The organism is Streptomyces sp. NPDC048171 (assembly GCF_043202655.1).
Lineage (GTDB): Bacteria > Actinomycetota > Actinomycetes > Streptomycetales > Streptomycetaceae > Streptomyces.
In genome coordinates this window covers 456443-479874 of record NZ_JBIDAU010000001.1, presented here as the reverse complement: position 1 = coordinate 479874, position 23432 = coordinate 456443, and the positions used below count along the sequence as shown (strand labels likewise).

General features: G+C 70.2%; 21 protein-coding genes and 2 tRNA genes. 9 read left to right on the top strand and 14 right to left on the bottom strand.

What is annotated here, in order from left to right; translation table 11 throughout:
- Nucleotides 1-27: 27 nt before the first annotated feature.
- A complete protein-coding gene (locus tag ACGF3J_RS02180; RefSeq protein WP_393853401.1) occupies nt 28-2652 on the bottom strand; it encodes a valine--tRNA ligase in 2625 nt (874 codons plus the stop codon).
- Between the two features lie 137 nt (nt 2653-2789).
- On the opposite strand from ACGF3J_RS02180, the gene ACGF3J_RS02175 reads away from it, so the two are divergent.
- On the top strand, nt 2790-3767 hold the full coding sequence (locus ACGF3J_RS02175; protein ID WP_161330946.1) for a hypothetical protein: 978 nt from the start codon (nt 2790-2792) through the stop codon (nt 3765-3767).
- 74 nt (nt 3768-3841) lie between these two features.
- Here ACGF3J_RS02175 and clpX read toward each other — a convergent pair whose 3' ends face one another.
- The 5 genes from clpX to ACGF3J_RS02150 form a co-directional block, all read right to left on the bottom strand.
- Entirely contained in the window at nt 3842-5128 is a 1287-nt protein-coding gene (clpX, locus tag ACGF3J_RS02170) for an ATP-dependent Clp protease ATP-binding subunit ClpX (RefSeq protein ID WP_122620118.1), read from the bottom strand.
- Between the two features lie 191 nt (nt 5129-5319).
- Complete coding sequence (locus ACGF3J_RS02165) at nt 5320-6000, bottom strand: ATP-dependent Clp protease proteolytic subunit (RefSeq protein ID WP_122620117.1); 681 nt, start codon at nt 5998-6000, stop codon at nt 5320-5322.
- Between the two features lie 50 nt (nt 6001-6050).
- On the bottom strand, nt 6051-6656 hold the full coding sequence (locus ACGF3J_RS02160; protein ID WP_064731751.1) for an ATP-dependent Clp protease proteolytic subunit: 606 nt from the start codon (nt 6654-6656) through the stop codon (nt 6051-6053).
- Between the two features lie 328 nt (nt 6657-6984).
- Nucleotides 6985-8379, bottom strand: coding sequence for a trigger factor (tig, locus tag ACGF3J_RS02155; protein ID WP_161330006.1), 1395 nt, complete (start codon nt 8377-8379; stop codon nt 6985-6987).
- 195 nt (nt 8380-8574) lie between these two features.
- Nucleotides 8575-8651 (bottom strand) — tRNA-Pro (locus ACGF3J_RS02150).
- Between the two features lie 163 nt (nt 8652-8814).
- Here ACGF3J_RS02150 and ACGF3J_RS02145 point away from each other — a divergent pair.
- Nucleotides 8815-8888, top strand: a tRNA-Gly gene (locus ACGF3J_RS02145).
- An 89-nt stretch (nt 8889-8977) separates the two neighbouring features.
- Nucleotides 8978-9475, top strand: a complete 498-nt coding sequence (locus ACGF3J_RS02140; protein WP_346346170.1) for a hypothetical protein — start codon at nt 8978-8980, stop codon at nt 9473-9475.
- Between the two features lie 45 nt (nt 9476-9520).
- On the opposite strand, the gene ACGF3J_RS02135 is transcribed toward ACGF3J_RS02140, so the two are convergent.
- Nucleotides 9521-9715, bottom strand: a complete 195-nt coding sequence (locus ACGF3J_RS02135) for a hypothetical protein (protein WP_053130833.1) — start codon at nt 9713-9715, stop codon at nt 9521-9523.
- A gap of 665 nt (nt 9716-10380) precedes the next feature.
- On the opposite strand from ACGF3J_RS02135, the gene ACGF3J_RS02130 reads away from it, so the two are divergent.
- Nucleotides 10381-11559: an acyltransferase family protein gene (locus ACGF3J_RS02130; RefSeq protein ID WP_393853400.1), complete on the top strand. Its 1179-nt coding sequence runs from the start codon at nt 10381-10383 to the stop codon at nt 11557-11559.
- Here ACGF3J_RS02130 and ACGF3J_RS02125 read toward each other — a convergent pair.
- Together ACGF3J_RS02125 and ACGF3J_RS02120 are read right to left on the bottom strand one after the other, a co-directional pair.
- Nucleotides 11556-12083 (bottom strand): HD domain-containing protein, encoded by a 528-nt coding sequence (locus ACGF3J_RS02125; protein ID WP_393853399.1) that lies wholly within the window; start codon nt 12081-12083, stop codon nt 11556-11558. The genes ACGF3J_RS02130 and ACGF3J_RS02125 overlap by 4 nt on opposite strands.
- A gap of 13 nt (nt 12084-12096) precedes the next feature.
- Nucleotides 12097-13293 carry a PP2C family protein-serine/threonine phosphatase gene (locus tag ACGF3J_RS02120; protein ID WP_161330002.1) on the bottom strand — a complete coding sequence of 399 codons (1197 nt, stop codon included), beginning with the start codon at nt 13291-13293 and terminating at the stop codon, nt 12097-12099.
- A gap of 196 nt (nt 13294-13489) precedes the next feature.
- On the opposite strand from ACGF3J_RS02120, the gene ACGF3J_RS02115 reads away from it, so the two are divergent.
- Nucleotides 13490-14719, top strand: coding sequence for a GNAT family N-acetyltransferase (locus ACGF3J_RS02115; protein WP_393853457.1), 1230 nt, complete (start codon nt 13490-13492; stop codon nt 14717-14719).
- A gap of 10 nt (nt 14720-14729) precedes the next feature.
- Here ACGF3J_RS02115 and ACGF3J_RS02110 read toward each other — a convergent pair whose 3' ends face one another.
- A complete protein-coding gene (locus ACGF3J_RS02110) occupies nt 14730-15557 on the bottom strand; it encodes an Fpg/Nei family DNA glycosylase (protein WP_393853398.1) in 828 nt (275 codons plus the stop codon).
- Nucleotides 15558-16084: 527 nt separating this feature from the next.
- Nucleotides 16085-16570, bottom strand: a complete 486-nt coding sequence (locus ACGF3J_RS02105) for a ribose-5-phosphate isomerase (protein ID WP_386931489.1) — start codon at nt 16568-16570, stop codon at nt 16085-16087.
- Nucleotides 16571-16778: 208 nt separating this feature from the next.
- On the opposite strand from ACGF3J_RS02105, the gene ACGF3J_RS02100 reads away from it, so the two are divergent.
- Nucleotides 16779-18236: an amino acid permease gene (locus ACGF3J_RS02100; protein ID WP_161328439.1), complete on the top strand. Its 1458-nt coding sequence runs from the start codon at nt 16779-16781 to the stop codon at nt 18234-18236.
- Between the two features lie 84 nt (nt 18237-18320).
- On the opposite strand, the gene ACGF3J_RS02095 is transcribed toward ACGF3J_RS02100, so the two are convergent.
- A complete protein-coding gene (locus ACGF3J_RS02095; protein WP_161328440.1) occupies nt 18321-18905 on the bottom strand; it encodes a biotin transporter BioY in 585 nt (194 codons plus the stop codon).
- 327 nt (nt 18906-19232) lie between these two features.
- Between ACGF3J_RS02095 and ACGF3J_RS02090 the strand changes: the two genes are divergently transcribed.
- Together ACGF3J_RS02090 and ACGF3J_RS02085 are read left to right on the top strand one after the other, a co-directional pair.
- Entirely contained in the window at nt 19233-20615 is a 1383-nt protein-coding gene (locus ACGF3J_RS02090; protein ID WP_161328441.1) for an amino acid permease, read from the top strand.
- Nucleotides 20616-20761: 146 nt separating this feature from the next.
- Entirely contained in the window at nt 20762-21403 is a 642-nt protein-coding gene (locus ACGF3J_RS02085) for a superoxide dismutase (RefSeq protein ID WP_161328442.1), read from the top strand.
- 127 nt (nt 21404-21530) lie between these two features.
- Here the strand turns inward: ACGF3J_RS02085 and ACGF3J_RS02080 are convergent, their stop codons facing one another.
- On the bottom strand, nt 21531-22316 hold the full coding sequence (locus tag ACGF3J_RS02080; RefSeq protein WP_393853397.1) for an SAM-dependent methyltransferase: 786 nt from the start codon (nt 22314-22316) through the stop codon (nt 21531-21533).
- A gap of 127 nt (nt 22317-22443) precedes the next feature.
- Here ACGF3J_RS02080 and ACGF3J_RS02075 point away from each other — a divergent pair, with 127 nt between their 5' ends.
- Nucleotides 22444-22671 (top strand): hypothetical protein, encoded by a 228-nt coding sequence (locus ACGF3J_RS02075; protein WP_161328444.1) that lies wholly within the window; start codon nt 22444-22446, stop codon nt 22669-22671.
- On the opposite strand, the gene ACGF3J_RS02070 is transcribed toward ACGF3J_RS02075, so the two are convergent.
- Nucleotides 22658-23296, bottom strand: a complete 639-nt coding sequence (locus tag ACGF3J_RS02070) for a DsbA family protein (RefSeq protein ID WP_161328445.1) — start codon at nt 23294-23296, stop codon at nt 22658-22660. The genes ACGF3J_RS02075 and ACGF3J_RS02070 overlap by 14 nt on opposite strands.
- Nucleotides 23297-23432: the final 136 nt, after the last annotated feature.

Genomic DNA, 23432 nt, shown 5'->3' with positions numbered 1-23432 from the left:
GCCGGGAGCCCTCATCGACCTACGGCGTTACGCCTGCGGGAGCTTCTCCAGCTGGGACTGGATGCGGGTGATGTCCTCGTCCGCCTTGGTGAGGCGGCCGCGGATCTTGTCGACCACGTTGTCCGGGGCCTTGGCGAGGAACGCCTCGTTGCCGAGCTTGGCGGTGGCCTGGGCCTTCTCCTTCTCGGCGGCGGCGAGGTCCTTCGCGAGCCGCTTGCGCTCGGCTGCGAAGTCGATCACGCCGGAGAGGTCGAGGGAGACCTCGACGCCCGCGACCGGGAGCGTGGCCGTCGCGGTGAAGGCGTCGCCCTCCGGCTGGAGGCGCAGCAGCTGGCGGACGGCCGCCTCGTGGGCCGCGAGGGGGCTGCCCGCGAGCGTCAGCCGGGCCGGGACCCGCTGGCCGGGCTGGAGGCCCTGGTCGGCGCGGAAGCGGCGGACCTCGGTGATCACCGACTGGACGGTCTCGATCTCCCGCTCGGCGCCGGCGTCCCGGAATCCGGAGTCGGTCGGCCACTCGGCGATCACGACGGACTCACCGCCCGTGAGGGTGGTCCACAGGGTCTCCGTGACGAAGGGGACGACCGGGTGGAGGAGGCGCAGCGTGACGTCCAGGACCTCGCCCAGGACGCGCTTGGAGACCTCGGCCCCCTCGCCGCCGGCCTGGAAGGTGGTCTTGGACAGCTCGACGTACCAGTCGAAGACCTCGTCCCAGGCGAAGTGGAACAGGGCGTCGGAGAGCTTCGCGAACTGGTAGTCCTCGTAGAACGCGTCGACCTCGGCGACGATCGTGTTGAGGCGGGAGAGGATCCACCGGTCGGTCGAGGACATGGCGCTCGCGTCCGGCAGCGGGCCCTCGACCGTCGCGCCGTTCATCAGCGCGAAGCGGGTGGCGTTCCAGATCTTGTTGGCGAAGTTCCGGGAGCCCTGGACCCAGTCCTCGCCGATCGGGACGTCGGTGCCCGGGTTGGCGCCGCGCGCGAGGGTGAAGCGGAGCGCGTCGGAGCCGTACTTGTCCATCCAGTCCAGCGGGTTGACGACGTTCCCGAAGGACTTCGACATCTTCTTGCCGTTCTGGTCACGGACCATGCCGTGCAGGGCGATGGTGTGGAACGGCGGGGTGCCGTCCATCGCGTAGAGGCCGAACATCATCATCCGGGCGACCCAGAAGAAGAGGATGTCGTAGCCGGTGACCAGGACGGAGTTCGGGTAGAACTTCGCGAGCGACTCGGTCTGCTCCGGCCAGCCGAGCGTGGAGAACGGCCACAGGCCGGAGGAGAACCACGTGTCGAGCACGTCGCTGTCCTGCGTCCAGCCCTCGCCGGTCGGCGCCTCGTCGTCGGGACCGACGCAGACGACCTCGCCGTTCGGCCCGTACCAGACGGGGATGCGGTGGCCCCACCACAGCTGGCGCGAGATGCACCAGTCGTGGAGGTTGTCGACCCAGTCGAAGTACCGCTTCTCCATCTCCTGCGGGTGGATCTTGACCTTGCCGTCGCGGACGGCGTCGCCGGCCGCCTTGGCCAGCGGGCCGACCTTGACCCACCACTGCATGGACAGGCGCGGCTCGATGGTGGTCTTGCAGCGCGAGCAGTGGCCGACGCTGTGGACGTAGGGCCGCTTCTCGGCGACGATCCGGCCGTCGGCGCGCAGCGCGGCGACGATGGCGGAGCGGGCCTCGAGACGGTCCAGGCCCTGGAAGGGGCCGTGGGCGGTGATGACGGCGTGCTCGTCCATGACCGCGATGGCGGGCAGGTCGTGGCGCCGGCCGATCTCGAAGTCGTTCGGGTCGTGGGCGGGCGTCACCTTGACGGCGCCGGTGCCGAACTCGGGGTCGACGTGCTCGTCGGCGACGACGGGGATCGAGCGGTCGGTGAGCGGCAGCTTGATGAGCTTGCCGATCAGGTGCTTGTACCGCTCGTCCTCGGGGTGGACGGCGACGGCCGTGTCACCGAGCATCGTCTCCGCGCGGGTGGTGGCGACGACGATGGTGTCGTCCCCCTCCCCGTACTTCATGGAGACCAGCTCGCCGTCGTCGTCCTGGTACTCGACCTCGATGTCGGAGATCGCGGTCAGGCAGCGGGGGCACCAGTTGATGATGCGCTCGGCGCGGTAGATCAGCTCGTCGTCGTAGAGCCGCTTGAAGATGGTCTGGACGGCCTGCGAGAGGCCCTCGTCCATCGTGAAGCGCTCACGGGACCAGTCGACGGCGTCGCCGAGGCGGCGCATCTGCCCGCTGATCTGGCCGCCGGACTCGCCCTTCCACTGCCAGACGCGCTCGACGAACGCCTCACGGCCCAGGTCGTGCCGGGACTTGCCCTCCTTGGCCAGCTCCCGCTCGACGACGTTCTGCGTGGCGATGCCGGCGTGGTCCATGCCGGGCTGCCACAGCGTCTCGTACCCCTGCATGCGCTTGCGGCGGGTCAGGGCGTCGATGAGCGTGTGCTCGAAGGCGTGCCCGAGGTGCAGGCTGCCGGTGACGTTCGGCGGGGGGATGACGACGGTGTACGGAGGCTTCTCGCTCTTGGCGTCGGCCTCGAAGTAGCCCCGTTCCACCCAGCGCTCGTACAGCTGCTCCTCTACCTCGGCCGGCGCGTACTGGGTCGGCAGTTCGGTGCTGGGGGCTGGCTGCGGCTGCTGAGAGTTCTCGGTCACGGGGGTCAGTTTAAGGGCGTCACGGCCGTGTCCCGAAACGCGTTTCCTTTGTAACGGTGCGCCCCCCGGTGACCTGCGCACGCCAGGTCTGAGTCAGGATGTCAGCATCACGTAAGCATCTGGAGGGGAACCCAGGAATGTCTCACAACCAGCCGGGCCCGTACGGCGGGCAGCCCCAGCAGCCCGGTCCGTACGGCCAGCCGGGCCCGTACGGCCAGCAGCCGCCGCAGGCCCCCCAGCCCGGCTACGGCTACCCCCAGCAGACCCCTCCCCCGCAGCCGGGCTACGGCTACCCCCAGCAGCAGCCGCAGGGCGGCGTCCCGCCGCAGGCCCCTCCCTACGGCCAGCAGCCCCCGTACGGCCAGCAGCCGCCCTACGGCCAGCAGCCCTACGGCATGCCCCAGCCCCCGGCGCCGGGCGGCGGCAAGAAGAAGACCGGCCTGATCATCGGCGCGGTGGCGGTCGTGGCGGCCATCGGCGTGGGCGCGTACTTCGTGCTGGGCGGGGGCGGCGGCGCGGGCGGTCTGGAGGACGACGGCGCGCACAAGCTGACGACGCCGGCCAAGGTCCTGGGCGACTACACCCGTGCCGGTGACGAATCGGCGTCCTCCTCGGAGAGCGACGCGAAGGACCTCGCCGAGACGGGGATCGAGGACGGCAAGGGTGTGACCGGGTTCTACTCCACCGCGGACCTGAGCGACTACGACCCCTCGGACCCGTCGACCGCGCCCGACCCGAGTGAGATGGCGACGGCCAAGGGCATCACCTTCATCGGCGGCTACGGGAAGATCTCCGACCCCGACGCGACGCTCGACAAGTTCTTCGCGGAGTTCAAGAAGCAGTCGGAGAAGAGCTCTTCGTCGGGCAGCGGCACCGGCGGCAAGGTGGTCGGTGAGCCCGAGTCGGTCGACATCGACGGGGCGGTCATGAAGTGCCAGGGGGTCGAGGGCACCAATCAGCTGACCAAGAAGGAGAAGACCGACTGGATCTGCGCGTGGGCCGACTACAGCACCGCTGCGGTCGTCTCCCCGGGTGACGCCACCAAGGGCATCACGAAGGACGTCGCGGTGGACATCACCACCAAGCTCCGCAAGGAGATCCGCGTCAAGGCCTGAGCGGGCCGACAGCCGAAGGGGCCCCGGTCGGGAATCGACCGGGGCCCCTTCGGTGTGCGTCGTACGTGCGGCGGTTACGCCGTCTTCTGCTCGCCCGAGCCGCGTCCGCGCGAATCCCGGGGGATCAGCGTCGGGTTGACGTTGGAGAGGACCACGTCGGCGGTGATGACGACGCGGGCGACGTCCTTGCGGGACGGGACCTCGTACATCACGCCCTGGAGGACCTCCTCCATGATGGCGCGCAGGCCGCGGGCGCCGGTCTGGCGGAGGATGGCCTGGTCGGCGATGGCCTCCAGGGCCTCGCGCTCGAAGTCCAGCTCCACACCGTCGAGTTCGAAGAGGCGCTCGTACTGCTTGACGAGCGCGTTGCGCGGCTCGACCAGGATCTGGAGCAGGGCCTCGCGGTCGAGGTTGTGGACCGAGGTGATGACCGGGAGCCGGCCGATGAACTCGGGGATCATGCCGAACTTGACCAGGTCCTCAGGCATGACCTGCTCGAACTGGTCCTTGGACTCGATCTCCCGCTTGGAGCGGATCTGCGCGCCGAAGCCGATGCCCTTGGCACCCGCCCGGCCCTCGATGATCTTCTCCAGGCCGGCGAAGGCACCGCCCACGATGAACAGGACGTTCGTCGTGTCGATCTGGATGAACTCCTGGTGCGGGTGCTTGCGGCCGCCCTGCGGCGGGACGGAGGCCGTGGTGCCCTCCAGGATCTTCAACAGGGCCTGCTGGACGCCCTCGCCCGACACGTCGCGCGTGATGGAGGGGTTCTCACTCTTCCGCGCGACCTTGTCGATCTCGTCGATGTAGATGATCCCGGTCTCGGCCTTCTTGACGTCGTAGTCGGCGGCCTGGATCAGCTTCAGCAGGATGTTCTCGACGTCCTCGCCGACGTACCCCGCCTCGGTGAGCGCCGTGGCGTCGGCGATCGCGAAGGGGACGTTCAGCATGCGCGCCAGGGTCTGCGCGAGGAGGGTCTTGCCGGAGCCCGTGGGGCCCAGCAGGAGGATGTTGGACTTGGCCAACTCGATGGCGTCCTCGCGGCCTTGGGCGCCGCCGTTCTCGCCGGCCTGGACCCGCTTGTAGTGGTTGTACACCGCGACGGAGAGGGCCTTCTTGGCCGCCTCCTGGCCGACCACGTAGCCCTCGAGGAACTCGTAGATCTCGCGGGGCTTCGGGAGCTCCTCCCAGCGCACCTCGCTGGTCTCCGCGAGCTCTTCCTCGATGATCTCGTTGCAGAGATCGATGCACTCGTCGCAGATGTAGACACCGGGCCCTGCGATGAGCTTCTTGACCTGCTTCTGGCTCTTGCCGCAGAACGAGCACTTGAGCAGATCGCCGCCGTCACCGATGCGTGCCACGGTGTGCTTCCCCTTCGCCTGGGAGACTCCTGGACGTCGACCTGACGTCGACGTGCAGCGGACTCCTGGTGCTGCCTTATGTCCGACGGTACCTTGCCCGGCCCCCCGTCCGGGCCCCCCTTGGCACGGTTCGCTTTGACGTGAATCGCGTCAAACCGTGCCAAGGAGCGGCAGACGATACAGCCTCCCGCCTAGCGGAGAGAGGAGTTGTCCATCTTCCGGGTGGTGATGATCTGGTCGATCAGGCCGTAGCTCAGCGCGTCCTCGGCCGTGAGGATCTTGTCGCGCTCGATGTCCTCGCGGATCTTCTCGACCGGCGTGGTGGAGTGCTTGGCCAGCATCTCCTCCAGCTGCGAGCGCATCCGGAGGATCTCGTTGGCGGCGATCTCCAGGTCGGAGACCTGACCGCGGCCGGTCTCGCTGTAGGGCTGGTGGATCAGCACGCGGGCGTTCGGAAGCGCCATGCGCTTGCCCGGGGTGCCGGCGGCCAGCAGGACGGCGGCGGCGGAGGCGGCCTGGCCCATGCAGACCGTCTGGATGTCCGGCTTCACGTACTGCATCGTGTCGTAGATGGCCGTGAGCGCCGTGAAGGAGCCGCCGGGGCTGTTGATGTAGACCGAGATGTCCCGGTCGGGGTCCATCGACTCCAGGCACAGCAGCTGCGCCATGACGTCGTTGGCGGAGGCGTCGTCGATCTGGACGCCGAGGAAGATCACGCGCTCCTCGAAGAGCTTCGCGTACGGGTCGTACTCACGCACGCCCTGCGAGGTGCGCTCGACGAAGCGCGGGATCACGTAGCGGGACTCGGCGGACGGGCCGGTGTACTCGGCACGCGAGCGGTCGTACAGGCCGCTGCCGGGGAAGTCGTTCACAGTGTCTCCTGTAAAGGGGCTGAGGCGGTCGGCTCGGGGCGGGGGATGGCTCAGGCGCCCGTGCCGCCGCCGCCCGGCATGCCGGCGGCGGTGGGGATCACGTCGTCGATGAGGCCGTACTCCTTGGCCTCGAAGGCGTCGAACCAGCGGTCGCGGTCCGAGTCGCGGGTGATCTGCTCGACCGACTGGCCGGTGTGCTGCGAGGTCAGCTCCGCCATGCGCTTCTTGGTGTGCAGCAGCCGCTCGGCGTGGATCTTGATGTCCGAGGCCGAACCGGCGAGGCCGGCGGACGGCTGGTGGATCAGGATCTCGGCGTTCGGGAGCGCGAAGCGCTTGCCCGGGGTGCCCGCGCTGAGCAGGAACTGCCCCATGGAGGCGGCGAGGCCCATCGCGATCGTCACCACGTCGTTCTTGATGAACTGCATGGTGTCGTAGATCGCCATGCCGGCCGTGATCGAACCGCCCGGGCTGTTGATGTACAGGAAGATGTCCTTGTCCGGGTCGGCGGCAAGGAGCAGCAGCTGTGCGGTGATCTTGTTGGCAATGTCGTCGTCGACCGGCTGGCCGAGGAAGATGATCCGCTCGCCGAGCAGCCGGTTGTAGACCTGGTCGCCGAGGCCACCACCGATCGAGGGCTCGCCGGCGGCTGAGGGCATCAGATTCGTCACGTATCCACCTGCTCGTCTTACGACGGCGCCGGGCCGTCTCACGTTTCCCTGCGGGGCTGGAGCCGCTTTCGGGGACTCCCCTGCCCTCGTATTCATGGACCCTAACGCGGTGGGCCTGCGGCGCCATCCCGGTTCCGCGGGTGTTCGCCGGGGGCGTAGCGCCGTGGCGGGTCCTGTCGGTCGCCGGGTGCGGGTGCGTCGTGGTTGTTCGCGCAGTTCCCCGCGCCCCTGAGGGGGCTGTCCGGCCGTACGGCGAAAGGGCCCCGGAACTGATCGTCCGGGGCCCTTTTCACGTCCGTCGGCAAAGACGCGAGGGTCAGCCCTCGGTCTTCTCCTCGGCCTTCTCGTCACCCGACTCGGTGGGCTCGGCGGCGGCCTCGGCGGCCTCCGTCTCGTCCTCCTCGTCGTCCAGGTCGACGATCTCGCCGTTGGTGTCCTTGACCGTGGCCTTCTCGACCACGGCGGCCAGGGCCTTGCCGCGGGCGACCTCGCCGACGAGGAGCGGGACCTGGCCCTGCTCGACGACGGCCTGGGCGAACTGGTCGGGGGACATGCCGGAGGAGGCGGCACGGCGCATGAGGTGCTCGGTCAGCTCTTCCTGGCTGACGTTGAGCTTCTCCTGCTTGACCAGCTCGTCGAGGACGAACTGGGTCTTGATGCCCTTGACCGCGGCCTCACGGGTCTCGGTCTCGAACTCCTCGGCGGTCTTGCCCTGGAGCTCCAGGTACTTCTCCAGGTCGAGACCCATCTGGCCGAGCTGGTGGTGCTCGAGGTTGTGCTTACGGGTGTTGACCTCGTCCTCGAGGAGCTTCTCGGGGACGGGGACCTCGACCAGTTCGAGCAGCTTGTCCAGCACGCGCTCCTGGGCCTGCGTGGCCTGGTCGTACTGCTTCATGTTGGCGAGGCGCTTGCGGCTGTCGGCGCGCAGCTCCTCCAGCGTGTCGAACTCCGACGCGAGCTGCGCGAAGTCGTCGTCCAGCTCGGGCAGCTCACGCGCGGCGACCTGGCTGACCTTGACGGTCACCTGGGCCTCCTTGCCGGCCCCCGAGCCGCCCTTGAGCTCGGAGGTGAAGGTGGTCTCGCCACCGGCCTCCAGGCCCGTCACGGCGTCGTCGATGCCTTCCAGCAGCTCGCCGGAGCCGATCGTGTAGGAGACGCCGTCGGCGACGCCGTCCTCCAGGACCTCGCCGTCGACCTCGGCCCGCAGGTCGAGGGTGACCACGTCGCCCTCGGCGGCGGCACGCTCGACCGGGGAGGTGGAGGCGAAGCGCTCACGCAGCTGCTCCACCGACTTCTCGACGTCGTCGTCGGAGACGTCGACGGCGTCGACCTCCACCTCGATGCCGGAGTAGTCCGGGATCTCGACGGTCGGACGGATGTCGACCTCGGCGGTGAAGTTCAGCGTCTCGCCGTCCTTCAGCTCCGTGATGTCGACCTCGGGCTGGCCGAGCGGGTTCAGCTCGGCCTCGTTGACCGCGTCGGTGTAGAACTTGGGAAGCGCGTCGTTGACCGCCTCCTCCAGCACCGCACCGCGGCCGAACCGCTGGTCGATGACCCGGGCCGGGATCTTGCCCTTGCGGAAGCCCTTCACCGTGACCTGCTGGTTGATCTTCTTGTACGCCGCGTCGAGGCTGTCCTTGAGCTCCTCGAAGGGCACCTCGACAGTGAGCCGAACCCGGGTCGGGTTCAGGGTCTCCACGGCGCTCTTCACGGTTCGGTCTCCTTGGTGGCTGACTTCTTGGGTTTTGCCGGAGCCAGAGCGGCATCCGGCAAATTTCGCCGCCCGGAGACTTCAGACGCTGAGACACACGGGCGTGCAGCTTGCATAGTAACGGCAGCGACTACACGGCCCAAAAGGCGATCACCGGCGCTCGTACGCGGGGGATCCTCAGGTGATCGGCCGAGGTGGTCGGGGTGGCGGGATTTGAACCCACGGCCTTCCGCTCCCAAAGCGGACGCGCTACCAAGCTGCGCCACACCCCGTCTGGTGCGACACGTAGGGTACATGCCGCCGGGCGCCGGGCACCGCAGAGTTTCCGGTGCGTCCGATGCGGACCGGCGCGGACCGGAAGGGGTGTGCGGTGAGGGGGAACGACCCGCTACGATGCCTTCAGTGCCGCGGTCACCGACCTGCGGCGCGCGCTGTGCGGGCGTAGCTCAATGGTAGAGCCCTAGTCTTCCAAACTAGCTACGCGGGTTCGATTCCCGTCGCCCGCTCCACACGGCTCAGGGCCGGGTCGGAGGATCACTCCTCCGACCCGGCCCTGAGCCGTTCCCGGGGTCGCGCTCGGACCTGTCGGACGAAACGGATGGTGAGAGCCCTGGACGCCATGTCGAACGCGGGCGACACCGGCGCGCGCCGGTGGGACGGCAGCCCGCGGCCGCTCACGTCCTCCCTGGTGTCGCTGGTGCTCGCGCTGCTGCTGGGCGCACTGTCGGCGCTGGTGATGCTTCCGGCGGCCCAGCACCTGCGCTCGCTCCAGGACGGGGTGCGGGCGCGCGCGACGCTGCATACCGACGGCGCGTGCATGGCGGGCAAGTGCCGGGTCGAGTTCGAGGCCGGCGGGCGGACCGTGGTGGCGGATCTGCCCGTGGGCAGCGGCGGCGGCAAGAGTTCCGCAGGCAGCTCACTGACCGTCCGGTACCGGGCGGACGATCCGCACGTGGTCGCCCGTGAGACCGACACCGGGGGCGGCGGGGCAGCCGTACTGGCAGTGATGTCGGGCGGGTTCGCCCTGTTCTTCCTGGGCCTCTCGGTCGTCGCGGCCGTGTTCGTGGCGCGGCAGCGGCGGCGACAGCCCTCCTGACCCTTCCCGGCCTGCTTCTGCCGGGTCGGGTCCGGGGGCGGTTCCCTAGAACTGGATCGAGTTGATCGTGTCCGCTATCGAGTTCAGGAACCGCTGGATGTCGTCGGCCATGCCGGTCGAGGCCAGGAAGAAGCCGAAGAGGACGGCGACGATCGCCGGCCCCGCCTTGATGGAGCCTCCCCGGAGCAGCACCACCAGGATGATTGCCAACAGCAGCACCACTGACAGCGAAATGGCCACAACTGATCACACCCTCGGTCGGTCCGCTCTCCCGGCCCGGAGGTGCCGCACCGCACACCCCCGCCAGAACCATCGTGCCACCAACCGGGCCCCGCTATGCGGCGGGTGACACATCGTCCGGCCGGCTCCCGGGTGACCCGCTGCCCCGCGCGGGCCCGACTCACTCAATGATCACACCCCGCACGTGAATTCGACACGTCACCCGTACGGGGAATTCCAGACAGTTCGTTTCCATACACACACATCGCGTTCGCAGATATTTCGAATTTTCGCGACGGCCACAGCCTCGGCCCCATCACAGGGAGATCACAGGATCACCCACGGGCCCCGTAAGCGCATTGAAGGGGACATTCCAGCAGAGTCGCCCGCCGGTCTTATGCGGTGCTTAGTCATGATGAGTCATGACAAGTGGGATGCTTCGACGCACCCTGTCCCCGCACGGACTACCCGTCGATGTGGGGGCCGTCACGCGAACGGAGGCAGCGAGTTCCGTGAAATGCGGGGTACCCGACAGGCACGCGGGAGCCGAATGCAGGAATGACGTCGAGGGTTTTACGGAATCACTTGGAGAACGCTAGGGTGCCTCAGATGTTCTACGCTGCCCCGTCCCCCACCAGAGCAGCGAGGTCCTGTGACGACTCGCCGATTTTCCGGCGGGGGGTTGCATGACGAGCTCGCTGCGATCGCACGGTGACCGGAAAACGCCGTCCCCTCCGGACGAGCAGACCCAGCGTCCCCAGCCGGGCCGCCAACGCGACGCGTTCTTCGACAACGCCAAGTACCTGGCGATCGTGCTGGTCGGCATCGGTCACGCCTGGGGACAGATCCTGGACGGGAACCGGACCGTGGAGACCCTCTACCGGGTCCTGTACACGTTCCACATGCCGGCGTTCATCGTCATCTCCGGCTATTTCTCGCGCAGTTTCGACCTGAGCCCCAAGCGGGTCAAGCGGCTGATCACCGGTGTCGCCGTCCCGTACCTGGTGTTCGAGGTCGTGTACACGCTGCACCGCCGCTTCAGCGAGGACCCGCAGAGCGACTTCAGCCTGCTGGACCCCACCTACCTCCTGTGGTTCCTGTGCGCGCTGTTCGTCTGGCGACTGACCACGCCGATCTGGCAGACGGTGCGCTGGCCGCTGCCGATCGCGCTCGCCATCGCCGCGGCGGCGTCCGTGACGCCCAGCGTGGGCAACGACCTGAACATGCAGCGGGTGCTCCAGTTCCTGCCCTGCTTCGTGCTGGGCCTCGTGCTGCGCCCCGAGCACTTCCGGCTGGTGCGCCGCCGTTCGGCGCGGATCGCGGCCGTGCCGGTCGTCGCGGCGGCCGTCGTCGTCGCCTGGTGGTCGGTGCCGCGCATGGAGACCGGCTGGTTCTACCGCAACGAAGCGATGACGGACACGGGCCTGCCCTGGTGGTCCGGTGCGATCGTCACCCTCGCGCTCTTCGGCTGCTCGGTCGTGCTGACCGCCTGCTTCTTCGCCTGGGTGCCGGGGCGCCGCATGTGGTTCACGGCGCTCGGCGCGGGCACGATCTACGGCTACCTGCTGCACGGCCTCCTGGTGAAGGAGGGCACCTACACGGACTGGTTCAAGCAGCCCCTGCTCGACCAGCCGCTCGGCGAGATCGGCCTCACCGTCCTCGGCGCCACCGTCGTCACCCTGTTCTGCACCAAGCCGGTCCAACGGGCCCTGCGGTTCGTCGTGGAGCCCCGGATGGACTGGGCGTTCAAGCGCGATCCGGGTGCGGCCGCCCGGGGACGCAGGGAGCAGGAGAAGAAGACCGGGCCGGCCGACGCGCGCGAGGCGACCGCGCCGACCAGGGCCGGCGAGAAGGTCTCCGTCTAGCGACGGTTCCCGAGGCCCGTTCCGCCCCCGCCTCGGGCACCCGGTTCGGCCAGACCGAGAAGTGCGCGCATCCGCGTGTACTTCTCGGTCAGCCGCGTGCGGGTGGCCTCGTCGAGGACCGCGAGGCGCGCCGGGTCGGCGTTGTGCGCCAGGTCCGCCGCCTTGACCAGGGCCGCGCCGGGCGTGGCCAGGATCCGTGCCGCGTACGCCTCGGGCGCCTCGCCCGGCCGCCTGGTGAGGGCGAGGACGATGTCCTTGGTACGGCGGCTCAGCGCGGCCTCGCGCAGCCATCGCTCGGAGAGCGCGTCGTCCTCGACGGCGTCGTGCAGCCAGGCCGCCGCGATCTGCTCGTCGTCCCCGCCGCGCCGCCGAACGCCCTCGGCGACGGCCCGCAGATGTTCGGCGTACGGCCGGCCCGCCTTGTCGGTCTGTCCGGCATGGGCGGCGCGGGCGGTGGCCTCGACCTCGGCCGGCGTGAGCCGCGAGGCGGGCGGGGGCGGTGTGGGTGAAGAGGTGCGGGACACGGAGTCCACTGTGTCAGCCGGCCGCCGTAGGCGCCGACTGGGACGCCGGGCCCAGGCCCTCCCGGCTGATCAGCAGGAGCGCCCGGTCGTCGTTGACGTCCTTGGCCACCGCTTCGATCAGATGCCAGGCGGCGCCGTGGAAACCGCCCGCGACATAGCGGTCGGCCTCGCCGGTGAGCCGGTCGATGCCCTCGGCGATGTCCCGGTCGGAGGTCTCCACCAGGCCGTCCGTGAAGAGCATCAGTACGTCTCCCGGGCGCAGCGAGCCCTTCACCTGGTCGAACTGCGCCCCGTCGTACACGCCGAGAAGCGGTCCGTCGGCCGACTTCTCCTCCCAGCGGCCGGTGCCGGCGCTGAGCTGGAGGCCCGGCGGATGTCCGGCGGAGTACAGCTCGTAGTCGCCGGAGTCGAGGTCGAGGACGAGGTGGATGGAGGTGGCGAAACCCTCGTCCCAGTCCTGGCGCAGCAGATAGCCGTTGGCGGCCGGCAGGAAGGCGTGCGGGGGCAGGCTGCCCAGCAGTCCGCCGAAGGCGCCCGACAGCAGCAGGGCGCGGGAGGCCGCGTCCATGCCCTTGCCGGAGACGTCGGTGAGGACCACCTCGAGCGTCCGGCCGCCGTTGGTGCGGGCGGCGACGACGAAGTCGCCGGAGAAGGACTGGCCGCCGGCCGGGCGCAGTGCCATCTCGCGGTGCCAGCCGGTCGGCAGCTGGGGCAGCTTGCTCTGGACGCGGATGCGTTCGCGCAGGTCGAAGAGCATGGTGCCGCCGCGCCGCCAGGGCACGCCGACCCGGCTGCGGAACTGGGCGACGAGCAGTCCGAAGAAACCGCAGGCCGCGACGGTCAGGACCACGCCGGGGGTGACCCGGGAGGGGCCCTCGGTGTACGGGCCGAGCTGCACCGACTCCACGATCAGCGCCGTGGCGGCCGCCGCGTAGAGGCCGAGCAGGCTGGCCGGGCGCAGCAGGAGGCCGCCCGCGACGATCGGGATGACCAGCGCGGCGGGGGCGCACCACACGGAGTTCATCATCGTGGTGGCCGCGATGACGGGGATCGTGAGCAGCAGTCCGGCGAGCGCGATCCAGTCCGAGCCGTCGCCGCGGAAGTAGTCGACGGCGGATCGGCGCACGCCGACGCGGGCCCGGTGCCACTGCTTCTTCCACCGGGCCGTGAACGTCTCGGCCGCCGCGCGCCGCTGTCGTCCTGCTGTCATTAGTTCGGGACCCTATCCATCGGACCGGCCGCTTGGCACGGGAGGTCCCACTTGTCCCCCGTCCGAGGCCCGACTTCACAGTGAACTTCACGAACGGCCTTCGCGCCGCAACCCTGCGGAAATTGTCTCGCTCGTCTCCGTACCGCCCTGGTACGCATGCTGCATGGGACGCTCCACGGGAACAGACGGCGACGACATGACGACCGGGCCGCGGGTGCTGCGGCGTGACGAATGGGACATCTGGTACGGGTCGCTGATCCGTGCCTTCGGCGGGATTCCGGAATCCGCCGAGGAGACGGCGCTGTACCGGGAGCTGACGCGGGTCGAGCGGTCGATCGGCGTGTGGGAGGGCGACGCCTGCGTCGGTACGGCGGGGGCGTTCGACTTCCGGCTGACCGTGCCGGGCGGTGCGGCGGTGGCCGCGGCCGGCGTGACGATGGTGAGCGTCGCCGCCACGCACCGGCGGCGGGGTGTGCTCACGTCGATGATGCGGCGGCAGCTGGACGACGTGCGGTCCTGGGGCGAGCCGCTGGCCGTACTGACCGCCTCCGAACCGGCGATCTACGGCCGGTTCGGGTACGGCGCCGCGACCTTCCAGCTCAACGCGGAGATCGACACGGACCGGGTCGGGCTGTCGGTGCCGGCGGGCACGGATGACGTACGGCTCGCGTACGCGGCGCCCGCCGACGTGCTCGACGCGTGCGAGGCGGTGTACGCGCGGCAGGTGCCGGGGCGGCCCGGGATGCTGGCCCGGCTGCCGGGCTGGGACCGGCTGGGGCTGCTCGATCCGGAGAAGGACCGGGAGGGTGCCTCGCCGCTGCAGTGTGTGGTCGCCCGGCGGGACGGCGGGGTCACCGGGTACGCGCGGTTCCGGGTGCGGCCGGACTGGGAGCCCGCGGGGCCCAAGGGCACGGTGGTGCTGGACGAGCTGGCGGGGCTGGACGCGGCGACCGAGGCGGCGCTGTGGCGCTTCCTGTTCGACATCGACCTGACCTCGACGCTGACGGCGCGGGGGCGGCCGGTCGACGAGGCGTGGCAGTACCAGGTGTCCGACATCCGGCGGTGCCGGCCGACGCTGCGGGACGCGCTGTACGTGCGGCTGGTGGACGTGGGGGCGGCGCTGGCGGCGCGGACCTACCAGGCGCCGGTGGACGTGGTGTTCGAGGTCGAGGACGCCTTCTGCCCCTGGAACGAGGGGCGTTGGCGGCTGAGCGGCGACGGCAAGGGCGCGTCCTGTGAGCGTACGTCCGACGCGGCGGATCTGGCCCTGTCCGTACGGGAGTTGGGCGCGTCCTACCTCGGGGGCGTGAGCCTGGCCTCGCTGGCCGCGGCCGGGCGGGTGCGGGAGCTGCGGCCCGGGGCGCTGACGGAGGCGTCGGTGGGGTTCGGGTCGCCCGTCGTGCCGTGGCTGCCGTACGGGTTCTGAGGGCGCGGCCCTACCGCTTCTGGCAGGTGGGGCACCAGAAGAGGTTGCGGGCGGCGAGGTCCGCGGTGCGGATGGCGTCGCCGCACAGGTGGCAGGAGAGGTTGGCCCGGCGGTAGACGTAGACCTCGCCGCCGTGGTCGTCGACGCGGGGCGGGCGGCCCATGGCCTCGGGGGTGTGCTCGGGCCGGACGGTGTCGATGCGGTTGTTCCGCACGCCCTCGCGCATGAGGACGGTGAGGTCGCGCCAGATGGTGTCCCACTCGGCGGGGGTGATGGCCTTGCCGGGGCGGTACGGGTCGATGCCGTGGCGGAAGAGGACCTCGGCGCGGTAGACGTTGCCGACGCCGGCGATGACCTTCTGGTCCATGAGCAGGGCGGCGATGGTGGTGCGGCTGCGGGAGACGCGGCGGTAGGCGGCCTGCGGGTCGGCGTCCGGGCGCAGGGGGTCGGGGCCGAGGCGGTCGTGTATCGCCCGCTTCTCCGGGCCGGTGATCAGGGCGCAGGTGGTGGGGCCGCGGAGGTCGACGTACGCGGTGTCGTTCGTGAGGCGGAGGCGGACGGTGTCCGTGGGCGGGGGCGCCGGGGCCGGGCCGAAGGTGACCTTGCCGAAGAGGCCGAGGTGGATGTGGACCCAGTCGGCGGGCTCGGCGGGCTCGGCGGCGCCGAAGCCGAGGAAGAGGTGCTTGCCGTGGGCCTCGGTGCGGACGAGGGGGGTGCCGGTGAGGAGGGCGGCGGAGTCGGCGAACTTGCCCTGGGGGCTGGTGACGTGGACTGCCGTCCGGGCGAAGGCGGCGGCGTAGTCCTGGGCCAGCCGGTGGATGGTGTGCCCCTCTGGCACGGTGTTCGTTCCTTTCCTTGCCTTGCCTTGCCCACCCGCCCACCCGACTCGGTCGGTCGAGAGGCGGGACTCACCCCGGGGCTCCGCCCCGGCCCCCGGCGGGGACTCCGTCCCCTGCACCCCTGGGGCACGTGCCCCGGGCCCGGGTTCCCACACCCCGGGGGCCCGGGTTCCCACACCCCGGGGGCCCGGGTTCCCACACCCCGGGGGCCCGGGTTCCCACACCCCGGGGCTCAGGTTCCAGCACCCCGGGGCTCAGGTTCCAGCACCCCGGGGCTCAGGTTCCAGCACCCCGGGGCTCGGCTTCCAGCACCCCGAGGCCTCAGGTTCCAGCACCCCGGGCTCGCCTTCCGACACCCCGAGGCTCACGTTCCAACAGGGCCGGGCGCGCGTTCCGACACCCCGGCGCTCGGGTTCCAGCACCCCGGGCGCGCCTTGCGGCGCACGGGCGGCGCGGGGTGTCTTGCCCCCGGTGTGCCCGCCCCGACGCACACGTCGGGGTACGGCACCGTCGGAGGCGCCCCGGGCTACTGCTGCGGGTGGTGTGCGGGGATCGGCGGGAGGTCGCCCGTGGTCTCGTAGGACGCGAGCATGTCGATGCGGCGGATGTGGCGCTCGTCGCCGGAGAAGGGGGTGGCGAGGAAGGTCTCGACGAACTTCGTCGCCTCGTCCTGCGTGTGCATGCGGGCGCCGACCGCGACGACGTTGGCGTCGTTGTGCTGGCGGCCGAGAGCGGCCGTCTCCTCGCTCCAGGCCAGCGCCGCGCGCACGCCCTTCACCTTGTTCGCGGCGATCTGCTCGCCGTTGCCGGAGCCGCCGATCACGATGCCGAGGGCGCCGGGCTCCGCGGCCGTCCGCTCGGCGGCACGGAGGCAGAAGGGCGGGTAGTCGTCCTGGGCGTCGTAGATGTGCGGGCCGCAGTCGACGGGGTCGTGGCCCGCCGCCCTGAGCCAGTCGACGAGGTGGTTCTTGAGTTCGAAGCCCGCATGGTCCGAGCCGAGATACACGCGCATGCGACGAGTGTGACATGCGCCCTAGGGGAGGGCCCTGTCGGGTGTCAGCCTTGAAATCGCCGAGTGAAACTATGGAACCTCAGGCAAAGCTCAAGTAACGATCCGGATTCAGAGGTTCCCCAATCTGTTCACCTCCGTTTCACTGGTCCGGCTCGTACACCGCTCGTACGGGAAAGTGCACGACCGGCGCAAAGGAAGACCTCCCCCCATGACTTCGCAGCCGACCTTGACCAAGCCCGAGGACGGGCCCGCGGGGCCCGGAGAACCCGGGCCCGGGCTTCAGGCAGGGCTCAAGAACCGCCATCTGTCGATGATCGCCATCGGCGGTGTCATCGGAGCCGGACTCTTCGTCGGCTCCAGCTCGGGAATCGCCACCGCGGGACCCGGCATCCTCCTCTCCTACGCCCTCGTCGGCACGCTCGTGGTGCTGGTGATGCGGATGCTCGGGGAGATGTCCGCCGCCAACCCCACCTCCGGCTCCTTCTCCGCGCACGCCGACCGTGCGATCGGCCCCTGGGCCGGGTTCACCATCGGCTGGCTCTACTGGTTCTTCTGGGTCGTCGTCCTGGCGGTGGAGGCGACCGCCGGGGCGGTGATCCTCGAAGGCTGGATACCGGCCGTGCCCCAGTGGGGCTGGGCCCTGATCGTGATGGTCGTCCTGACCGCCACCAACCTCGTCTCCGTCGGCTCCTACGGCGAGTTCGAGTTCTGGTTCGCCGGGATCAAGGTCGTCGCCATCGCCGCCTTCATCGTCGTCGGCGGGCTGGCCGTCTTCGGGCTGCTGCCCGGCGCCGACACCGACCAGGCCGGACTGTCCAACCTGACGGAGCACGGCGGATTCCTGCCGAACGGGGCGGGAGCGATCCTGACCGGCGTACTGCTCGTCGTCTTCTCCTTCATGGGCAGCGAGATCCCCACGCTGGCCGCCGGTGAGTCCGAGGACCCGCAGCGCGCCGTCACCAAGGCGACCAACAGCATCATCTGGCGTATCGGCGTCTTCTACCTGGGCTCCATCTTCGTCGTGGTCGCGCTGCTGCCGTGGGACTCGCAGTCGATCATCGACAAGGGCTCGTACGTGGCCGCCCTGGACTCGCTCGGCATCGCGAACGCCGGTCAGATCATGAACTTCATCGTGCTGACGTCGGTGCTCTCCTGCCTGAACTCCGGGCTCTACACGGCCTCCCGCATGGCCTTCTCGCTCGGCCGGCGCGGTGACGCCCCGAAGGCCTTCGCCCGCACGACCTCGCAGGGCGTGCCGCGGACCGCGATCCTCGTGTCCGTGGTGTTCGGCTTCGTCGCCGTCTTCTTCAACTACGAGTTCCCGGACTCCGTCTTCCTCTTCCTCGTCAACTCCTCGGGCGCCGTGGCCCTCTTCGTGTGGCTGGTGATCTGCCTCTCGCAGCTGCGGATGCGCAGGATCATCGAGGCGGAGGCGCCGGAGAAGCTGGTGGTGCGGATGTGGCTGTTCCCGTACCTGACCTGGGTGGCCGCCGCCGTCATCGTCTTCGTGCTCGGCTACATGCTCACCGACACCGAGAACAACGGGCGCACGACCGTGCTGCTGTCGCTGCTCGTCGCGGCGCTCGTCATCGTCGTCGCCCTCGTCAAGCAGCGGATCACCGGGCGGAAGGACGCCGCCGCCAAGGCCGTCGCCGAGAAGGGCTGACCGCCGCCCGTACCCGGGACACGAAGGAGGCCCGCCCGGTCGCTGCCGCGACCGGGCGGGCCTCCTTCGTGCGCCTTCGCGGCTCTACCGCTTGTCGACCAGCTTCCACGCGGTGGGCAGGACGCCCATCGCCAGGGCGGCCTTCAGCGCGTCGCCGATCAGGAACGGGGTGAGGCCGGCCGCGATCGCGGCGGTGAGGGACATGTCCGCGGCCAGGGCCAGGTACGGCACGCCGACGGCGTAGATGATCGCCTCGCCGAGCAGCATCGTGCCGGCCATGCGCAGCACGGAGCGGTCGGCGCCGCGGCGGGCCAGGGCGCCCACCACGGTGGCGGCGAGCAGCATGCCGAAGACATAGCCGAGGGACGGGGCCGCGGTGCCGGAGCCGCCCTCCGCGAACCACGGCATGCCGGCCATGCCGACCAGCGCGTAGAGCGCGAGCGAGAGCAGGCCGCGGCGTGCGCCGAGCGCGGTGCCGACGAGCAGCGCAGCGAAGGTCTGTCCGGTCACCGGCACCGGGGAGCCGGGCACGGGTACGGCGATCTGGGCGGCCACGCCGGTGAGCACGGCGCCGCCGGCCACGAGCGCTACGTCCCGGACGCGGGAGGAGGGGAGGAGGTCGGCGAGGACCTGGCCGGAACGGGCGGTGGGGACTGCGGCGGTGCTCATGGGGACTCCGCGGTGGTGTGGACATGTCGGGACAGCGTGACGCTATCCCAGCGGGCCCGGGCCGATCACCAGCAGCGCTCGACAAAGGCTCGATCGGCGGCTTGGTGGGCTCCCGACAAACGAGCGGGATACACCTGCTCCCGGGTGACACCGGTCACGGAGCAGGTGAGGCGGGCGTCACGAGAAGCGGAATTACGCATTCGGATGACCACGTTCCGTATCGGCATCGTCCGTATCGTGGGCAGCCGCTGTCGCCCACCGGCGCGACCCCGGAGACTGTGGGCGTTTTTGCCCTGCCCCTCCCCCACGCATCGGACGAGCCGCTCCATGTCCAACAGCACCACCACCGAGGCACCGCCGCGGTCGGACGACGCCGCCCTCTCCCACGGCCTCAAGCAGCGCCACCTGTCGATGATCGCCCTCGGCGGCGTGATCGGCGCCGGGCTGTTCGTCGGCTCCGGGGCCGGTATCGCCGCCGCCGGGCCCTCGATCGTCGTCGCCTACACCCTCTCCGGCCTCCTCGTGATGCTGGTCATGCGGATGCTGGGCGAGATGTCCGCCGCCTACCCGTCCTCGGGCTCCTTCTCCGCGCACGCCGAACGGGCGATCGGTCCCTGGGCCGGGTTCACCGCGGGCTGGGCGTTCTGGGTGCTGCTCTGCACGGCCGTCGGCCTGGAGGGCATCGGCGCGGCGCAGATCGTGCACGGCTGGCTGCCGGGCACGCCCGAGTGGGCGTGGGTGGCGCTGTTCATGGTGGTGTTCTGCGGGACGAACCTGGCCGCGGTGAAGAACTTCGGCGAGTTCGAGTTCTGGTTCGCCGCCCTCAAGGTCGGCGCGATCTCGCTCTTCCTGGTGCTGGGCGTGCTGGCGATCGCCGGCGTCCTGCCGGGCACCGACGCCCCCGGCACCTCGCACCTCGGTGACTTCATGCCCAACGGCGGCAACGGCCTGATCATCGGCCTGCTCGCCTCGGTCTTCGCCTACGGCGGCCTGGAGACGGTCACCATCGCGGCGGCCGAGTCGGAGAACCCGGTGAAGGGCGTGGCGAGCGCCGTGCGGACGGCGATGTGGCGGATCGCGCTCTTCTACATCGGCTCGATGGCGGTCATCGTCACCCTGGTCCCCTGGGACTCCCCCGAGGTGGTCGAGAAGGGCCCGTACGTCGCCGCCCTCGACGAGCTGGGCATCCCGGGCGCCGGCCAGCTCATGAACGTCGTCGTGCTGGTCGCGCTGCTGAGCGCGATGAACGCCAACATCTACGGCGCCTCACGGATCGGCTACTCGCTGGTCGAGCGCGGCCAGGGCCCGAAGGCGCTGGGCCGGGTGTCGGGCGGGGTGCCGCGGACCGCGGTACTGGTCTCCTCGCTCTTCGGCTTCGGCTGCGTGCTGCTCAGTTACTGGCGGCCGGACGACGTCTTCTCCTGGCTGCTGAACATGATCGGCGCGGTCATCCTGGTCGTCTGGATCTTCATCGCCGTCGCCCAGCTGCGGCTGCGCCGCCGCCTGGAGCGCGAGGCGCCCGAGAAGCTGGTCGTGCGCATGTGGGGCTTCCCGTGGCTGACGTGGGTGGCGCTGGCGGGCATGGCCGCGGTCTTCGTCCTGATGGCCCGCGAGCCGGACACCCGGGTGCAGCTGTACTCGACGGGCGGGATGACGCTGGTCCTGGCGGCCGTCGGCTACGCCCGGCAGCGGCGGCGGGCCCGCGCGTAGCCCCCGGCCTCTTCGAGAGCCCCCGCACGACGCGTGCGGGGGCTCTTTCGTGCTCGTTCGGCCCGCCCGTCCGCGCTCCCGCACCGACCTGCTGCTAGCGTGCACTTGCAAGCCTTGTGCAATAAGAAGGTCGGAGGGGATCCGCCATGCCCGTCTACACGCTTCCTGAACTGCCGTACGACTACTCCGCGCTGGCCCCCGTGATCAGCCCCGAGATCATCGAGCTGCACCACGACAAGCACCACGCGGCCTATGTGAAGGGCGCCAACGACACCCTTGAGCAGCTCGCCGAGGCGCGCGACAAGGAGTCGTGGGGGTCGATCAACGGCCTGGAGAAGAACCTGGCCTTCCACCTCTCCGGCCACATCCTGCACTCCATCTACTGGCACAACATGACCGGTGACGGGGGCGGCGAGCCCCTGGACAAGGACGGCGTGGGCGGGCTGGCCGACGCGATCGCCGAGTCCTTCGGTTCCTTCGCCGGTTTCAAGGCCCAGCTCACCAAGGCCGCCGCGACCACGCAGGGCTCCGGCTGGGGTGTGCTGGCGTACGAGCCGCTGAGCGGCCGTCTCATCGTCGAGCAGGTCTACGACCACCAGGGCAACGTCGGCCAGGGCTCCACGCCGATCCTGGTCTTCGACGCCTGGGAGCACGCCTTCTACCTCCAGTACAAGAACCAGAAGGTCGACTTCATCGACGCCATGTGGGCCGTCGTCAACTGGCAGGACGTGGCCAAGCGCTACGAGGCCGCCAAGGCCCGCACGAACGTGCTGCTGCTGGCGCCCTGACGCCGCCCCACTCCCCGAGTCGTCCTGCCTCGTGATCGTCTTCTCACCCTTCACGACGGCAGGCGGAATGAGGGAAGCCCCCGCGAGGACCTGACTCGCGGGGGCTTTCTGTGTGCCGGGCGGGGTGTCAGGGCTTGCGGGCGAGCCCGCCGTGCTGGCCGATCGGCTGCGGGGCCGTGCCGTCCGGGGCGGGGTCCGGGTGCCACAGCGGGACCGACACCACGCCCGGTTCGACCAGGTCGAGGCCGTCGAAGTAGGCCTCGATCTGCTCGACGGGACGCAGGAAGTAGGGGACCGCGCCGGTCTCGTTGTAGCCGTCCTGGGCCGCCTCGTAGGCCGGGTCGGTGCCGCGGGAGCCGTCGTTGACGCACAGGAAACTGCCGGCGGGCAGGCCCGCCATCAGGCGGCGGACCAGGTCGCGGGCCCGGTCGTGGCCGTCGACGTGACCGAGGATGCCGCTGAGGACGAGGGCGGTGGGGCGGGTCGGGTCGAGGATGCGTCCGGCCGCCTCCAGGATGCGCTCCGGCTCGTACAGGCTCAGGTCCTCGTAGGCGGTGACGCCCTCGGGGCTGGAGGTGAGCAGGGCGCGGGCGTGCGCGAGGACCAGCGGGTCGTTGTCGACGTAGACGATCCGCGCCTCGGGCGCGAGGCGCTGGGCGACCTCGTGGGTGTTGTCGGCGGTCGGCAGCCCGGTGCCGACGTCCAGGAACTGGCGCACCCCGGCCTCCAGGACCAGGTACCGGATGGCGCGGCCGAGGAAGGCCCGGCTGCTGCGGGCGATGGTGACGATGCCGGGGTAGACGGCCGTGTAGGCGTCGCCGGCCGCCTCGTCCACGGGGTAGTTGTCCTTGCCGCCCAGCCAGTAGTTCCAGATCCGGGCCGAGTGCGGCACCGAGGTGTCGATCTCCGTCATGGGATGGGGCTCGCCTCCAGTGAGTGGGTGTGCCCATGCTCCTACGGGAGGGGAGCCGACGGGAACAGATGACCGCCGCCGGGCGGAGGCTTCCCGGTGGAAGTGGTTCCGGGCCACAGTGTCCGGCATGAGTCTTCCGAACCGGCGTTGCCCCAACTGCGGGGACACGGACCAGGACTTCCGCCCGCTCGACGGCGCCGAGCGGGCGTACGCGCTCACCCTCGCGCAGGTGTCCAGGGCCGACCTGGGCACCTACCGGCGCTGTGCGCGCGAGGGCTGCGTGCGGGTGCAGTCCTACTTCAACTGGAAGTCCGGGTTCGATCTGCCGGAGTCCTTCCGGCCTACAGGTTGCTGAAGTCCGGGCCCTTGGTGCGGGTGCGCTTGATCTCGTAGAAGCCGGGGACCGAGGCCACCGCGAGGGTGCCGTCCCACAGCCTGGCGGCCTCCTCGCCCTTGGGCGCCGGGGTGACGACCGGGCCGAAGAAGGCGAGCTGGCCGCCGTCGGCGCCGGGGACGGCGATGACCGGGGTGCCGACCTCCTGGCCGACCTTGTCGATGCCCTCCTTGTGGGAGGCGCGCAGCTGGGGCTCGTAGGGCGTGGCGTCCCAGTGGTCCATGAGCGACTCGGGCAGGCCGACGTCCTTCAGGGCGGCGGCGACGGTCTCGCGGCCCGGGCCCTCCTCCTGGTTGTGGATGCGGGTGCCGAGCGCGGTGTAGAGGTCGCCGAGCACCTCGGCGCCGTGCTCCTCCTGGGCGGCGATGACCACGCGGACCGGGCCCCAGGCCTTGACCTCCAGCATCTCGCGGTACTCGTCGGGCAGCTCGTCGAGCTTGTCCTCGTTGAGCACGGCGAGGCTCATCAGGTGCCAGCGGACCTTGATGTCCCGGACCTTCTCCACCTCCAGGACCCAGCGTGAGGTCATCCATGCCCAGGGGCACAGGGGGTCGAACCAGAAGTCGACGGGAGTCTTGTCCGACATGTCTCTCCTCATGAGGCGCACGAGCGGGCTTCTGTACGCGCAACGCGCCCGGGTACCCCGACCATTCCCGGGCTGCCGCGCGTCAGGGGCACGTGGCAGGATCGGTGCTGTCCGCATACTGAACACCATTCGAGGG

Excerpts from the sequence above, each read along its gene's own strand:
- ACGF3J_RS02070 (WP_161328445.1), bottom strand. The coding sequence starts at position 23,296 with ATGTCGGACAAGACTCCCGTCGACTTCTGGTTCGACCCCCTGTGCCCC.
- ACGF3J_RS02090 (WP_161328441.1), top strand. The coding sequence starts at position 19,233 with ATGTCCAACAGCACCACCACCGAGGCACCGCCGCGGTCGGACGACGCC.
- ACGF3J_RS02140 (WP_346346170.1), top strand. The coding sequence starts at position 8,978 with ATGGTGAGAGCCCTGGACGCCATGTCGAACGCGGGCGACACCGGCGCG.
- ACGF3J_RS02115 (WP_393853457.1), top strand. The coding sequence starts at position 13,490 with ATGACGACCGGGCCGCGGGTGCTGCGGCGTGACGAATGGGACATCTGG.
- ACGF3J_RS02095 (WP_161328440.1), bottom strand. The coding sequence starts at position 18,905 with ATGAGCACCGCCGCAGTCCCCACCGCCCGTTCCGGCCAGGTCCTCGCC.
- ACGF3J_RS02130 (WP_393853400.1), top strand. The coding sequence starts at position 10,381 with ATGACGAGCTCGCTGCGATCGCACGGTGACCGGAAAACGCCGTCCCCT.
- ACGF3J_RS02075 (WP_161328444.1), top strand. The coding sequence starts at position 22,444 with ATGAGTCTTCCGAACCGGCGTTGCCCCAACTGCGGGGACACGGACCAG.
- ACGF3J_RS02160 (WP_064731751.1), bottom strand. The coding sequence starts at position 6,656 with ATGCCCTCAGCCGCCGGCGAGCCCTCGATCGGTGGTGGCCTCGGCGAC.
- ACGF3J_RS02080 (WP_393853397.1), bottom strand. The coding sequence starts at position 22,316 with ATGACGGAGATCGACACCTCGGTGCCGCACTCGGCCCGGATCTGGAAC.
- ACGF3J_RS02085 (WP_161328442.1), top strand. The coding sequence starts at position 20,762 with ATGCCCGTCTACACGCTTCCTGAACTGCCGTACGACTACTCCGCGCTG.
- ACGF3J_RS02105 (WP_386931489.1), bottom strand. The coding sequence starts at position 16,570 with ATGCGCGTGTATCTCGGCTCGGACCATGCGGGCTTCGAACTCAAGAAC.
- ACGF3J_RS02100 (WP_161328439.1), top strand. The coding sequence starts at position 16,779 with ATGACTTCGCAGCCGACCTTGACCAAGCCCGAGGACGGGCCCGCGGGG.
- ACGF3J_RS02175 (WP_161330946.1), top strand. The coding sequence starts at position 2,790 with ATGTCTCACAACCAGCCGGGCCCGTACGGCGGGCAGCCCCAGCAGCCC.
- ACGF3J_RS02120 (WP_161330002.1), bottom strand. The coding sequence starts at position 13,293 with ATGACAGCAGGACGACAGCGGCGCGCGGCGGCCGAGACGTTCACGGCC.